Here is a 14,479-nt window from a genome sequence, read left to right as displayed (position 1 = left end):
GTACCACCCCATTCCAATGGGGGTGGAGCTTGGGAGACCAATCGATCAGGAAACCACTGGCATCCCGCCCCTTCCCATTCAAACATCCCTCACTCCGTTTTCCCCAACCGCCATGCCCGTCCCCCTTCTCGACGTCAACGCCCAGAACTCCCCCCTCGAATCCGAACTCCAGGCCGCCTTCACCCAGGTGCTGAAGCATGGCCGGTTCATCATGGGACCGGAGATGGAGACCTTTGAAAAAGAGATCGCCGCCATGACCGGTGCCAAGCACGCGCTGGCCGTGTCTTCCGGCACGGATGCCCTGCTCCTGGCCCTCATGGCCCTGGACATCAAGCCGGGCGATGAAGTGCTCTGCCCTGCCTTCACCTTTTTCGCCACCGCCGGTGCCGTCTCGCGCCTCGGCGCCGTTCCTGTTTTCACGGACATCTGCCCTGTCTGCTTCAACCTCGACGTGAACGACGCGAAGGCCAAGATCACCCCGAAAACGAAGGCCATCATCCCCGTGCATCTCTTCGGCCAGTGCGCCGATATGGATCCCATCCTGGCCCTCGCCAAAGAGCACAATCTGCGCGTCATCGAAGACGCCGCGCAGTCCATCGGTTCCCAATACAAAGGCCGCCAGTCCGGCACCATGGGCGACTTCGGCACTTACAGCTTCTTCCCCAGCAAGAACCTCGGTGGCTTCGGTGATGGCGGCATGCTCGTCACCAATGACGACGGCCTCGCCGAGTTCGCCCGCGTGCTGCGCAATCACGGCGCGAAGCCCAAATACTACCACCAATACGTCGGCGGCAATTTCCGCATGGACACCCTGCAGTGCGCCCTGCTCAGCGTGAAGGTGAAGCGCTATGCGCAATACACCTCCGAGCGCCAGCGCAACGCCACCCACTACACCGCCGAGCTGCTGAAGCTCCCGGGCGTGGTCCAGGCTGATCCCGCGCACTGCAAATGCACCGCCACGCAGGATGCCTGGCTCGCCGCCAATAACGCAAAGATTGTCCTGCCCGTCAGCTACGCGCACAACGACCATATCTGGAACCAGTTCACCCTGCGTGTCATCGGTGAAGGCAAACGCGACTCCCTCCTGGCACATCTCCAGGCCCACAAGATCGGCTGCGAAGTGTATTACCCCGTCACGCTCGACCAGCAGCAGTGCTTCGCCGATCTCCCCGCCACCTCCCGTGCCGGCTGCGAGATCTCGCACCGCCTCGCTGGTGAAGTGCTCAGCATCCCAATCTACGGCGAGCTCACCGAGGCCCAGCGCCTGGAGGTCGTCGCCGCCATCGCGAGCTGGCTTTGATCCTTCATGTCATCTCACACCGCCATCATCCGCTGGCAAAACACCGGCCCTGATTTCCTTCAGCGCCGATACTCCCGCGAGCACACGTGGGAGTTCGATGGCGGTGCCGTGGTTCCCGGCTCGCCGTCTCCGAATATCGTCCCTGCCCCGTGGTCCAATCCCGCAGGTGTCGATCCCGAAGAAGCCTTCGTTGCCTCCGTCTCGAGCTGCCACATGCTCTGGTTCCTTCACGTCTCCCTTGATGCTGGCTTCGAGCCTCAAAGCTACGAAGACCACGCCGAAGGTGAGATGACCAAGAACGAGCGCGGCAAGCTCTGGATCAGCCGCGTGAATTTGCATCCGAAAATTGTGTGGAAGGGTTCGAAGCCACCTTCTGCTGAAGAGGTAGCCCATCTGCATCACAAGGCCCACGAAGAGTGCTTCATCGCGAATTCAATCAAGACTGAAGTCGTCGTGGCCGCGTAGCACTCGCGGCAGCATCCGTGGAGCGCGGATCTCCGAATCCGCAGCCGGTGAGCACGCAGCCAGCGTCCTGAGCATCACCACATACTGACGAAACAGCGCATCTGCTAGGGCGCACGCAAACGCCCCAGGCCTAACCAATTTCGAAGGAGGCACTGGAGAAGGGTTTCAACCTTCCCTGCGTTCGACCCTGCTGCGGATTCGGAGATCCGCGCTCCATGGGATCACACCCTCTGTCCCATCTCTGCCAGCTTCTTCGCGCCTTCGCTCCACTCGACATCATGCGGCAGTCGCCTCGACTTCGCCGCAAGCGCCGCGACGACACCCGCCGCCTCACCCATCGCCACGGAGTTGCCGGTCACGCGATAGCTCGCATGCGCAATGAAATCTCCGCTGATGCAGCGACCTGCCATCATCAACCCATCCACATCTTTCGCGATCAAGGCACGCAGCGGGATGTCATAGGGTTTCATCTTGAAATCACTGTGGCTGATGGGCTCGGACTCATTGGTCTTCTTGGAATCCGCATGGATGTCCACGCCAAAGGTCACGCGTGCCACGGCATCCTCCTGCCGTGCGCCTTCGATCAGATCCTGCCGCGTCACAGCGTAGCGACCATGGATTCGGCGGCCATCACGCACGCCGATCTGCTCCGCCGTGGCGGCGATCTGCAGATCTTCCCACACGCCACCAAGCTTCCGCAAAGCGCGCATGACGCGGAACACTTCCGCGCGTGAACGCACCGTGGCCTCGCTGATCGCAGCGGCATCCCAGGGCTTGATGCCATACTCATGGTTAAGCATGAGCATCACCAGATCATCCCTGACCGGAAAGATGGTTGGGTGACCATAGGAGGTCTCGATGCCCGCGCGCTTGAGCTCTTGCTTGAAGGCTTCCACGCAGGTGAGATGGCCGCTGGGACCGTTGAATTCATCCGTGCCATTGAAGGAGGTGAACTGCGCGATTGCCTTCGCATCCTTCACCACGGCGAGCGCATTCATCGTCATCGGCTGGCAGGGACATTCCTTCGCCTGCCCCACATCCCAGCCGCATCCTGCTTGAGCACCAAGATCACCATCACCGGTGGTGTCGATGAAGATCGGCGCACGCCAGGCTTGACGACCGGCCTTCGACTCGGTAATGATAGTGCGCAGTCTGTTTCCTTCACGGAACGCTGCGGAGACACGCGTATGCATTTGAAATTTCACGCCTGCCTCCACACACATCTCCTCTAGCAGCACTTTCATTTCTTCCGGCTCATAGACAAAGCGGCTCGGATTCTGGTTTCGTCGGGCATCCCGTTCATCCAGGCGCTTTGTGAGTTCACGCGTGAGTCCCGGTTTGTCGAAATCAAAGATGTAGGTCAGCAATCCTGCTGTCCACACGCCGCCGAGGCACCCATGCACCTCAAACAACCGTGTGCGTGCGCCAGCATGTGCCGCTGTGATGGCTGCGGCGATCCCCGCGGGTCCCGCGCCACACACAATCACATCCGCATCATCATTCAGCTCCAGCTTCTGCGCAGGCTCATCGAAGTAATGTTCGTTCGCCAAGGCCGCAGGCGCGGCATTCAGGCCGGACACAGCAGTGCCGGCGAGCGCGGAATGAAGGAAGGAACGGCGGTTGAAGGAAGGTGCGGCCATGCCTCAACAAACCCACGCGGCCTCGCCACGCCAGCAGGAGATGCGATAACTCGAACTAGAACCAACCCCAGACCCATTCAGGTCTAACTCAAACCATTCACTGACACAGTATTGGATGCGCAAAGCACCGGGCAGTGTCATATTCCCAACCATATATATGGAACAAACCATTCTCCGACTGCTCGGGCACCCCGATTACACGCCGTCGAACGTCCCGCAGTTGATCCGCCTTCTGGAACTTCAACCCGGACAGCAACAAGAACTCCAGCACCACCTCAAGAGCATGGTGCAGCGCGGCCTCATCGTGCGAACGAAGGGCAACCGCTTCATCGTCTCCAGCGAGGCCGACCTCATCCCAGGTGTGATTCAGATCACCCGCGGCGGCCGCGGCTTCGTGCAGCCAGACAAACCCGGCATTGGCGAAATCGGCATCCCCGAGAGCGCCACTGATACCGCCCTTCATGGAGATCGTGTGCTCGTCCGCATCGATGTCCGCCCACGCGGCTTTTTGAAGAAGGACAGCCCGCAGGATCAAACCGGCGCGGTCGTGCGCATCCTCGAGAGAGGTCGCAAACAGTTCGTTGGCACGCTGAACAAGGGACGCCAGTTCCTCTTCGTCACACCGGATGATCCGCGTCTTCCCAGCGCTGTGCATGTGCCGCCACCACGCGATGTCGGCCGCCAGGCCAATATCGGTGACAAGGTCGTCGTGGAGATTCTCGAATGGGAATCCCGCCATGTGCCACCAGAGGGCGAAATCATCGAGGTGCTCGGATCGCCCGATGCCGAGGGTGTGGACATGCTCTCGGTGATCCGTCACTACGATCTGAACCTGCACTTCCCGAAAAACGTGCTCGCCGAGGCGAACGCCATCGCGAAATCACGGCCTGACAACCAGCCGAGTGCTGACGAATGCCGTGATCGTGTGGACTGCCGGTCCCACAATGTGATCACCATCGACCCCGATGATGCCCGAGACTTCGATGATGCCATCTGCCTGCAACGACAGGGCCGCGACTGGCGCCTCTGGGTGCACATCGCCGATGTCTCGCATTACGTAAAGCCCGGCAGCCCGCTGGACATCGAGGCGAAGAAGCGCGGCAACTCGACCTACCTCGTGGATCGGGTGATCCCGATGCTGCCTGAAGCCTTGAGCAACGAGCTCTGCTCGCTGAAGCCAGGCATCGACCGCTTAACCAAATGCGTGGAATTTGTGCTGAGTGATGCTGGCAAGGTCATCAGCTCGAAGTTCTACCCTTCCGTGATTCACTCGAAGCGCCGCTTCACCTACAAGGAAGCCTTCGCCGCGCTGCAACGTCCGCCTCAGGGCGAGATCGAGCAGATGCTGCATGATGCCAATGCCATGGCGCAGAAGATCCGCGAGCATCGCTTCGCCAACGGTTCATTGGATCTCGACTTCCCGGAGAACAAGATCCGCCTGGATGAAACGGGCAAGGTCATTCGCATTGAGCGCATCGAGAACGATATCTCCCACCAGTTGATCGAGGAGTACATGCTGCTCGCGAACGAGGCCGTGGCGGGGCGTCTGATGCAGCTCGACATCCCGGCGGTGTATCGCGTGCATGAGTCACCGAAGGAGAAGCGCTTGAATGACTACCGCGAAGATGTCCTCAGCCACCGCATCCAGTGCGGTGACCTGAATCATCGCCCCGAAGTGCAGAAGCTGCTGGCCAAGCTGGGCACCCTGCCCATTGGCGATGCGCTGAAGATCGGCTTCCTGAAGTCCATGATGCGCGCCCGCTATGCGGTCGAGCCGCTCGGGCACTATGGCCTAGCCAAAAAGAAGTACACGCACTTCACCTCTCCGATCCGCCGCTATGCGGATCTCGTGGTGCATCGTGCGCTCTTTGACAAGGTGCCGCTGCAAGTCAGCGTGGCCAAGGAGATCGCCGAGCATATCAGCCTCACGGAGAAGAACAGCTCGGATGCCGAGCGCGACAGCAAGGAGGTCAAGCTCTACGCTTACCTCGAATCTCAGATGAATTCGAAGAAGCCGCAGCCCTACTCCGCCCTGGTGACGGATGTGCGGAACTTCGGGTTCTTCGTGGATGTGTCAGATCTGGGCATGAGCGGTCTCGTGCCGCTCTCCGCCATTCCGGATGACTTCTTCACCCTCGATCAATCCCGCGGTTATCTGGTGGGCCGGCATTCACGCCGCATCATCAAGCTCGGGGATCGTGTGACCGTGCAGATCTATCGAATCGACCGTCTGAAGAAGCAGGTGGACTTCAGCCTGACGAATCGTCCTGTGTCAACGCAGGCGTCACCTCCCGCAAGGTCGACCCAGTCAGCTGCCCTGCACAGCACGCAGCCAGCGAGGTCTGGTCCGCCTGCCAGGTCAAACGCACCCTCCCGGAGGTTCAGCGAACCCGTTGCCAGGCCTAACCAATCCCATGGCAAGGTAGGTGCGCCACCCGCCAAGGCAGGTCGCGCTCCAGCCAAGACCAACCCAGCCCCAGCCAGGTCTGGCCCACCACCCGAGAGGACCAGTGACCGGCGCGGGAAAGCCGCACCGCCGCCTTCCAAGCCCGGCAAAGCTCCGCAGCCAGGACCTCCACCAGAATCTCCCTCCGAGTCTGCACCACCCAGAAAACTCCGCTTCTACGAGAAGCCACCGTTCCGCAGGCGCAAGAAGCCCACAGACACCTAGTGGGCCCTCGCGAAGGCAACGGCCACCGCCGTGGCCTAGCCAAAAGCCCGACCTCTAAAACGTCTTCAGTCCAGGAGGTGTTCCCCCACCTCCCTGATAGGCAGGCGCAGAGGGTGTGCCTCCGCGCAGCCGCTGGAAGAACGAGGGCTTGGCCTGCTGCTGCACGGGTGCCATCATTTGAGACTGCTGGGCGGGATAACCCTGCACGCCATACGCCGCCTGCTGCTGTGGATAATAGGGCTGCTGGGCCACGGCCTGCGGCTGATACTGATAGCTCTGCTGTTGCTGCGCATACGCCTGCTGTTGCTGGGGGTAGTAAGGCTGTTGCTGCGCATATCCCTGCTGCTGCTGAGGGTAATACTGCCGCTGTGTCTGATAGCCTGGCTGCTGCTGCCCATGGCCAGGGGTTGCATAATTGGTTGGCGGTGTCTTGTACGCGACCACCTTCACCTGGGCCAGCTGCATGCGCGGCATGCCGATGGCCTGTGCCGCGGCGCTGGAGAGATTGACCACACGGCCTGGATAATACGGGAAGCGGTCCGTCACCACGGCCTTCACGCTTTGCTTGGTGTAGAGGTTTTGGACCGTAACCTCCGTGCCGAAAGGCAGCGTGTTATGTGCCGCCGTGTAATAGTTCGGGTAATAGACCTGACCTGAGGAGGTCATGCGCCCGATGTAACTGTCGGCAATGTAGGAAGCCCAGCCCTGCTCTTGATAGATAGGCGTCTGGCAGCTTGTCAGCGTCAGGACAGAAAGGAGAACCGCAACGAACCGGGAGAACTTCATGCTGGCATATATTACACCTATCTTACCTATGTAGGAGAATTTTTTTACATGAAGCAGCAAAAGGTGCCGTTGCAGAATCGCGGCGTTTTAGAGCGCTAGCCCTCCCACCGCCCCAAGCGGATGGCCAAGTCTAGAGCGCTGAGAACCAGCCTGTGCGCCTATGTGCAGTCCGGGGAATTGTTCTTTGCGCGGCCAATCCCCCAAAGAGCGGAGGGGCCCCTGATCATTCTCCACGCTGTTACCGACGATCCACAGGAAACATGAAGGCTCACTGGAGAGGCCATTCTCATGCCCCCCGACCAGCTCGCCTTCTGCGCCATGTTACGGACGATACACGCGGGCCTTGCCCGTGTAGGCATCAATCTGGATGCAATAGTAGTTCGGCGGCGGAATGGTGCCGGAGCCCACGAACTGGGTTTCCACCAAGGTCAGAAAGCTGTTGGCCAGAGGTGGCACCGTGTAAGCGAGAGCTGTGGCAGTGGCCGTGTTGCCCGGCGTGTTGCTGTTCAGCAGACGGCAGCTGCCATCTGGGTAGTAACGAAGCGCTGCGTATTGCACGTCACTGCCAGTGCCACCCGAGCCGGGAACAAACACATACTGCTGGGTCAGCACTCCCTGGGTCTGCGCAGGTGTGGTCTGAAGCAGCGGTGAAAGGGACATTTCAGGTGCGAGGACCACGCCTGACTCCAGATAGAAAGGTTCCGAAATTGCGCGTGCATCCTGGCCGCTGGGCGTCTCCACCACCTGATAGGCATAAAACAGAGCCTGAGAGGGACGGTCAGAGTTAGGATTGACGTATTTGTAAAAGCGAAACTCCACCTCCTTGCTTCGGGCGATGGCCTCCTGCTGGGCAAGGCTGAGACGATTCAGCAAGCTGTCCCCCGCAGAACTCAGACGCGTGGAGCGGATCACATCCACCAAGGTGGGCGTGGCTAGAGCGATGAGCAGCGTGATGATGCCAACCACTGTCAGCAACTCGACAAGGGTAAAGGCGCCGGATTTCGCAAAGCGTGAGGGGCTTTTCGCGTGCATGGCAGAAAAATGGAAGGGGGCCGACGGACGGTACTCAAATTAGATGCTCCACTTGGCACCGCGGAGAGCGATAGTGGCGGAGAAGACTCGGTAGTTGAGGCGCATAGTCTGCAGGATGGAGACGATTTGCTTCAGCTCCTGATCAAGCTGGTGGGCATTGGCAATGATCGGAGTAAGCTGGTCTCCGAGCGGAGGGGTGGTGGTGCTGCCGCTCAGTTCTCCCATGCGGATGGCGGATTTTTCATCGACAGCGACGAGCACGACGCGAACCAGCGGCGGCAGCAGGTGCTGCGTGTTGCCAGGCTTGCTGGAGTCATAGACATAATCCTGGGCGATCTGGGTCGGGCCGTCGGCGGATTCCTGCTCAGTATCACTCGTCGCCTCGCGACGAGGGGAAATGATGAGAGCGACGATGTTGTCAGCCACCGGGCGGGTGGTAGGCACGGTATTGGCCCTGTTACCACTAGCGCTGCCAGCGGCTGAGAACCAAGTGTTGGCGATGGAACCATTGGGCGAGTGAACAGCCGCGTAAATGGAATTCATTTCAGCGGGAGGGGAGTACTCCATCAGACGGTAGCGGAATTTAAAATCACCGGAAGGGATGAAATCCGGGATCCAGGATTCGTCCGAGGAATACTGCACAAAATAACCACGTGCACAGAGGAGGCGGTCCAGGCCCACCAAGGTGGGATCATTGGAAACACCCAGCGGAGCCTGGAAGAAGACGGCATGACCAGGTGTGAAGCTGGAACTACCGGCATTTTGGACCAGTGAACTGGCCGGCCCACAGCGGAAATGGAGATCAGACTTGCGAATATAGCTGCTGGGCGCCGCCGCAGCTGCGGTGCCGCCTGCGGTGGCCAGATAGTTGGTGTCGTAGTCAATGAACGTGTTGAGCGTGGCCTGACTGAGGTTTCGCGACAAAATATCAAACGCAGTTCGAGCTTCCTTGAACTGGGTGGTTCTCGCGTTGGACGCGGACCACGTGGACTGCACCTGGCCGATAACCTGGGCACTCACGAGGAGAAGGATGGTCAGAACCGCGAGGGAGACCATAATCTCCACCAAGGTGAAAGCCGCAGGCTGCCTGGAGCTGATCGAAAAACGGGGGTGATTTTTCATAGCGTGAAGAGTGTCTTTCCAATGCGTGGATCAAGGAGCGAAGCGCTTGGATTCGATGATACGGAAACGATAATAGGAGTCGAGCGGAGGATGTTCTGCATCACTGAGGGGGTTACCCACGGTGAAATCTGCCTTGGTGCTGACCTTGCTAGGGTCGAGATCAGTCATGTCGATGTAGCGCTCCAGGAGGAAGGATCCGCGGTACTCGCCCGTGACCTCATCCTCACCCGGCACCCATTTCTGGATGTTGTCAGGCTTTTCTCCACGGAGGGCCTTTTTCAAGGTCTGGGCACGCACATGAACACGGAAGGTGTTGGAGCGGGTGGTCAGCTTTGCGTAAAGATTGGCGTAAGGTGCTTCACGAGTGTTGTCACCCGTGGCGGAGTGGCTGTTCCAGAAGTTCTTCATGGCGCCCTCACGATCAGAATAAAGATCCAGCTCCGTGTCCTTAACGTTTTCGTTGGAGTCATTGGTTGCCCCCAGGACGGTGCCGCGATAGTTGCCCTCGCTCACAGGAACATTTCCCTGGTTGCCTGAAACCAGGATGCGTGAAGGGATCAAATGCAACTCGCAGATCTGGGAGGCGCTGCGGAACAGCCCGGAGCGGAAATTGGCAGGTAGACCTGCGTTTGTGCCCGTACCACCAACACCTGCAGGACCGTTGGACACATCAGTGGCCCCGAAATTGAAACGCTCTTCAAACTGGCGCAGGGTGCCGACAACGCGCCGCGAGGATGCTTTGTTGACCCACCACTGTGCGTCAGCCGAACCGTTCGGATTATTCAGGCGGTCCACCACAATCGAGCGATACCACTTGGCGGCGGGGTCCGTCGTCCCATCTAGTTTTCGAGCGCTGGTCTCGTCCCTGAAGCGAGGTGCGCTGCTGCCAAAGTTGCCGAAGCCATCTCTGGTGCCGCGGGCACGAGAGTAGTCCACATTAGGCAGCGCGGCGAAGAGTTCTCCCTTCATCACCGCATGCAGGGCCGTGGCCCGGCGGATATGAGTGAAGGGAAGCATCTGGTAGTTCATGTTGACCTTGCCAGCGGTGGAAAGCGGTTCGCTGATGGCATAAGGTTCCACCACGGGCATCCAGAACATGTCCAGGAGATAGTGGTCAGGCGGTGTTGCCTGGCCAGGGTGACGAAGCGCACCACCCGTCATCTGGATATGCGGACGGAAAAGCAAGTTCGTCCATGCGCCATTACCACCGTTAGATGCGTCACCACCCGTTTTGTTCTGATAGAAGACGCGGCTCGGCAGAGATCCCATCATCACAGGCGAGGAGATCATGCGATTGGGCGTGAAGAACGATCGAGCTCCCGCCGCGAACTGGGCACCGAAGGAGCTGGCACGAAAATACGACGCGCGCCATTCGACCGCCTGTGGCCAGCCGCTGCCTTTGTATGATCCGACCGCGAAGTTACCTTCATCCGGCTTATTGATAAACGTTCCCACGCGACCGCCCGGGTCCGAATCGTCAAAGTCAAAGTAGCGCTGCGCCAGATAAGCAGGTGACAGGCTGCCAGTGATGGGGTTGACCGCGTTGGAGTTGTCTCCGGTGTAAGGGGCATCCGGGGTCAGGCCAGAGGACACGTTGATCGCCGCAGGAAGTGCCCGCTTGGTGGGATCAGGCGTGCCCTGGATTTGAAGACTGGCGCTGCCACTACGATCGAAACCAACCTCGGAACCCGAATTGTAGTTGGAGAAGTTATGAGCCAGGAAAGCCGTTTCACTGTCCCACAAAGGATGTGGAGACCAGTCAGTGTCCAGAACCTTGGTTTTCACATAGAGCATGCGGGCGTCACCATGACCTGGCTGCAGAGAACGCACGACATCAGAACCCACATGATTGGCAAGCATGTTGTAAGCGTTGCCTTGAGTGTCTGTCTTGTAAGCGATACGAGAGAAACGAACGCGCTGGCGGTCCGCAGCGCCTCCCGCCTGGTTGTCGTGACGCAGGGCCTGCTTGTAATTGTTTGTATTGTCAAAGCCGTAAATGACGGCTGTGGAGCCCGGCAGACGCTGCAGCGTAGGCTCCAGGCGGTTTGGCGCGCCCGATGCTGCGGTATCGCCATCACGGTTTTTACGCGTTAGCTGTGGCACCGAATAGGGTTCGAAGAGACGGCCCGGGAGGTCGATAGACGTTGCTGGGCGCCCGAGAGCTCCACCGCGATGGAAGGCCCACCAATGAGGAGCCTGAACGGTGGGGTGCGCGTACTCAATGCCTGCCGTGTCCACCCACTGCTCGAGGTGTGTGGGCTGCACCACCAGATCCGGTGCCGGAGCGCGGCCCGAGGGGATCTTGAAGTTGATCGTCTGAATCGGTGAGGCGTTCTTATAGTCGTGCGTGTTAAAAATCTGGATTTGGATGGAGCCGTTGGACTGGAACTTCATCGGCTGGTCACTGTAGATCGTGAAGAATTTCGAAATCAGCTCCATGTTCACCAAACCTGCATGGATGTTTCCGGTGGCACCCGAGACATAACCCGCGTCTGCCGGCATGTCACCGCGCGCTGGAAGCAGTCTGCCACGTGCCAGACGGCGGAAGCTGCAGTAACCGCCCACCTGCGGCGTTGCATCCTGGTCATAAATGGGGGACGAGCTCTTCAAGACCACGTCCTCACCCGGGAAGAGAGAGGTGAAGCCCTGAATAGAATCAGCCTCGATGCTCGGCAGCTTGTCTCCCTTCACCACCACGGTGAACTCCGGGAAGATGGTGGTATAACCGACTGAAGGGCAGAAGAACTCCAGGTGAAGCATGGCCTGAACGCGCTTCTGGTTAGAAAGCAGGGCGTCCTGCCCGGCGTCCAGAGTATAGTTCCAGTTCGCCGGCTCGAAGCCCGGATGGTTGTTTTCGTGGCGCCCGCGGTTCGCATCCGTCTCAGGGCCCGTTTCTGTTCCATAGGAACCCCCTGGCGGGTTCGGCGGATAGTTGGAATAATACCTGTCTTTCAGCATGCGCGGAGACGCCTGGCCATTGTCTGCCCAATGCTGGGCCTTCGCATTGGTGAATGAATACTGGCCAAAACCATCTGGAATGCGGTGTTCAATCAGATACTGATCCGGGACGTTCTGGATTTTCAGGGCTGTTCTGCCGCCGGAGATGCTGCCATCTGCGACTCCTGCTTCCAAAACGGCCATGCTTGCCTGCGTGATGCCGCTGTCCTCTTCCTGAATCATCGGCACCTCGGGGATCTTATAGGCCACCTTGCCAGGATCCGCCGAGGGGTCCTGGATAGGATTTCTCCAGCTGTACATATCCGGCTGTCCGTCAGCCGTGCAGATGAACTGGAGACCGATCTCGCTGATGCTAACGGAACGGCCAAAACCACGGTAGTCCTGCCCGCCTGCATTCCAAATGATGGGCGTGACCTGACCATGTCCCGGCAGGGCACGGTCGCTGTAAGGATCGCTATCCGAAGGAATGCCACGTGCGCTGTTGGCGTTATTGGGGTTGCGCGCGATGGTGGAGGTGTAAGTCTTCATGGCGCCAGAAGTCACCAGGAAGTCACGTTTCACATAGGTCTGCTCCCAGTTGATGGAGCCCTCGTTGCCCGAGGCCACATAGGTGGGCCAGCTGTTGCGCTCGTTGGAGATGAGGAAACTGTCGTGCAGATTGGTGCTGCGGATGTAGTCGAACATTTCGACAATCACTTGACGATAGTTTTCCATGCCGTTGGCATTGCGCATCTTCGTCTTGAAGGTATTGCCCGCACCGCTGGTGGACGAATCCGCAGGGAACACCGCGTTCGCGAGCACCTTGTCCATCATGTCCAGCAGGGCGCGGTTGCGCTGGATGTTGTTGATGTCGCTGTAGGGGTCACGCGAGTTGGCGCGCTGGAAGATGTATTGGTTGGTGCTGTTACCAGGCCCGAGGCGCGAACAGAAGGCGATCAGATTGTCAAAGCCGGTGCGGTTAGCGGCCGTGGTGCTGATGGGCCACATGGCGATACGCGGAAGACCGAGCATGCTGATCTCACTGGCGCGGCTGTGGGCGCTGAGGAACGCGGAAGCGCGCTCGAGGGTGGTTTTCGAGAAAAGCTGGCCACCATCAATGGAGACATCCGTGCGGGCGCGGCCGGTGGCACCGCCACCCACGCCGGAAAAGATCAGTTCATCCATGCTGGCATAGAGGCGCTCCTTCAACGCGTCTGTCAGCACCACATCCGTAGTCAGACCGCCAGCACCACCAGCATTGTAAGTATCAGCGGCAAACAGTTTGGTGCCGCCTTCACTACCGCCTCGGGCCAGCCTGGGGACGACGTCATAGATACGGTTCTTCACGCTGAGAACGCGGTTCAGGGCAGCACTTCCAGTGGTCTTGCCGTAGGTCTCCATGTCCCGGTCTGATTGCTGGGTGGCGTTCGGGTAGAGCACGCTGCTCAAGGCCACTGTGGCAGGATGCCCCGAGAAACGCTGATACTCACCACGTGCCGCCGGATAGTCTGCCCAGCGGTGATCGCGCTCATGGAAGTAGGTAGGCTTGCCCTGGAAGGTGGGCTCAGCGGCCGTGTTCACATTGATTTTGCAGGTCTCATCGTCCGCCCAAAAGGCCAGTCTGGCGACGATCGGATTCACGGCTGAAGCCGTCACTTGTCCGGGGCCTTCGAACTTGAGGTTCGCATTCAGCGCGCCCACGGTGCCGTCCTTCAGCATGTAGAGCCACTTCACTGGCATGGCGAGACGAAGCCGGTCAATGTCAGCAGGTGGCTGCACAATAGGCACATTGTCCGCAGCATCTGGTCCGCTGATGTCATTGCCACCCAGCGCTGTGGTGGTGGAGTATTGAAATCCTTCCACAGGATTAAAACCGGTGCCCGGGTCCATGTCATAAGCGGCGCGGGGATCGATGATGGGGAAGAAAACCTGGGCGGAATCCACATCCCCCTGGGCATCAGCCACGCCCTTGATCACGGGCTCGTTCATGTCGACATAACGCACGGCGTTTTCCGCCTTGTTCCAGCCGTTGACGGGTTCGGACTTCTTCACGAAGTCATATTCTTCCGCTGCCGCCGCGCTGCCATTGGCGGCTCCAATGCCTTTGTAGATCATCTGATCATCCGAGAACAGCTTGTATCCAGCGAGGAAGGCACCGTCCTGCGTGTACTTGCGCACCGCACCTGGCTGGGTGGCATGGAATTCACGACCAGGGCTGGTTTCATCCTGATCAGATCCACCACGGATCTGGCCGATGACAATATTCACGGCCGTATCCGCAAGGCGGCGGGCCGTTTGGGAGGACGAATACCCCATCGTCCCTTTATGCTCAGTGTCCGCCACACTCAGGAAGGCCAGCATGACGATCGTAGCCAGGGCGAGCATCGAAAGAACGATGATCAAGGCGAGACCGCGATGACGACGGGCGTCACGGAAGAAGGTGCGCAGTGATTTCATAACCGGAAAAGAGAGGAATTAATTTTGAATTTAGGCTATTAAATCGAATTGGACTTCGGTTTTCAAGCT

The 14,479-nt window shown here is 59.1% G+C and carries 8 protein-coding genes; 3 read left to right on the top strand and 5 right to left on the bottom strand.

Translation table 11 applies throughout. From position 1 onward, the window contains the following. Positions 1 to 112 precede the first annotated feature (112 nt). Positions 113 to 1,300 (top strand): DegT/DnrJ/EryC1/StrS family aminotransferase, encoded by a 1,188-nt coding sequence (locus BGE01nite_RS07465; RefSeq protein WP_146849809.1) that lies wholly within the window; start codon positions 113 to 115, stop codon positions 1,298 to 1,300. Positions 1,301 to 1,306: 6 nt separating this feature from the next. Beyond that, positions 1,307 to 1,765, top strand: a complete 459-nt coding sequence (locus BGE01nite_RS07460) for an OsmC family protein (protein ID WP_146849808.1) — start codon at positions 1,307 to 1,309, stop codon at positions 1,763 to 1,765. 221 nt (positions 1,766 to 1,986) lie between these two features. Here BGE01nite_RS07460 and BGE01nite_RS07455 read toward each other — a convergent pair whose 3' ends face one another. Beyond that, positions 1,987 to 3,405 (bottom strand): FAD-dependent oxidoreductase, encoded by a 1,419-nt coding sequence (locus BGE01nite_RS07455; protein ID WP_146849807.1) that lies wholly within the window; start codon positions 3,403 to 3,405, stop codon positions 1,987 to 1,989. Positions 3,406 to 3,562: 157 nt separating this feature from the next. On the opposite strand from BGE01nite_RS07455, the gene rnr reads away from it, so the two are divergent. Further along, entirely contained in the window at positions 3,563 to 6,076 is a 2,514-nt protein-coding gene (gene rnr, locus BGE01nite_RS07450) for a ribonuclease R (protein ID WP_146849806.1), read from the top strand. Between the two features lie 54 nt (positions 6,077 to 6,130). Here the strand turns inward: rnr and BGE01nite_RS07445 are convergent, their stop codons facing one another. The 4 genes from BGE01nite_RS07445 to vccA form a co-directional block, all read right to left on the bottom strand. After that, entirely contained in the window at positions 6,131 to 6,862 is a 732-nt protein-coding gene (locus BGE01nite_RS07445) for a septal ring lytic transglycosylase RlpA family protein (protein ID WP_146849805.1), read from the bottom strand. Between the two features lie 321 nt (positions 6,863 to 7,183). Beyond that, on the bottom strand, positions 7,184 to 7,894 hold the full coding sequence (gene vccD / locus BGE01nite_RS07440; protein WP_146849804.1) for a Verru_Chthon cassette protein D: 711 nt from the start codon (positions 7,892 to 7,894) through the stop codon (positions 7,184 to 7,186). Between the two features lie 39 nt (positions 7,895 to 7,933). Then, entirely contained in the window at positions 7,934 to 9,016 is a 1,083-nt protein-coding gene (gene vccC / locus BGE01nite_RS07435) for a Verru_Chthon cassette protein C (RefSeq protein ID WP_146849803.1), read from the bottom strand. A 30-nt stretch (positions 9,017 to 9,046) separates the two neighbouring features. Beyond that, positions 9,047 to 14,410: a Verru_Chthon cassette protein A gene (gene vccA / locus BGE01nite_RS07430; RefSeq protein WP_146849802.1), complete on the bottom strand. Its 5,364-nt coding sequence runs from the start codon at positions 14,408 to 14,410 to the stop codon at positions 9,047 to 9,049. Positions 14,411 to 14,479 lie beyond the last annotated feature (69 nt).

The sequence above is a fragment of the Prosthecobacter gellanilyticus genome, assembly GCF_007992435.1.
GTDB classification, from domain to species: domain Bacteria; phylum Verrucomicrobiota; class Verrucomicrobiia; order Verrucomicrobiales; family Verrucomicrobiaceae; genus Prosthecobacter; species Prosthecobacter gellanilyticus.
The sequence above is the reverse complement of the archived record's forward strand: the minus strand, read 5'-3'. Positions and strand labels throughout refer to the sequence as shown.

Bases quoted from the DNA above. Each gene is read 5' to 3' on its own strand.
- vccD (WP_146849804.1), bottom strand. From the start codon at position 7,894: ATGCACGCGAAAAGCCCCTCACGCTTTGCGAAATCCGGCGCCTTTACC.
- BGE01nite_RS07455 (WP_146849807.1), bottom strand. From the start codon at position 3,405: ATGGCCGCACCTTCCTTCAACCGCCGTTCCTTCCTTCATTCCGCGCTC.
- BGE01nite_RS07465 (WP_146849809.1), top strand. From the start codon at position 113: ATGCCCGTCCCCCTTCTCGACGTCAACGCCCAGAACTCCCCCCTCGAA.
- vccC (WP_146849803.1), bottom strand. From the start codon at position 9,016: ATGAAAAATCACCCCCGTTTTTCGATCAGCTCCAGGCAGCCTGCGGCT.
- BGE01nite_RS07460 (WP_146849808.1), top strand. From the start codon at position 1,307: ATGTCATCTCACACCGCCATCATCCGCTGGCAAAACACCGGCCCTGAT.
- rnr (WP_146849806.1), top strand. From the start codon at position 3,563: ATGGAACAAACCATTCTCCGACTGCTCGGGCACCCCGATTACACGCCG.
- BGE01nite_RS07445 (WP_146849805.1), bottom strand. From the start codon at position 6,862: ATGAAGTTCTCCCGGTTCGTTGCGGTTCTCCTTTCTGTCCTGACGCTG.
- vccA (WP_146849802.1), bottom strand. From the start codon at position 14,410: ATGAAATCACTGCGCACCTTCTTCCGTGACGCCCGTCGTCATCGCGGT.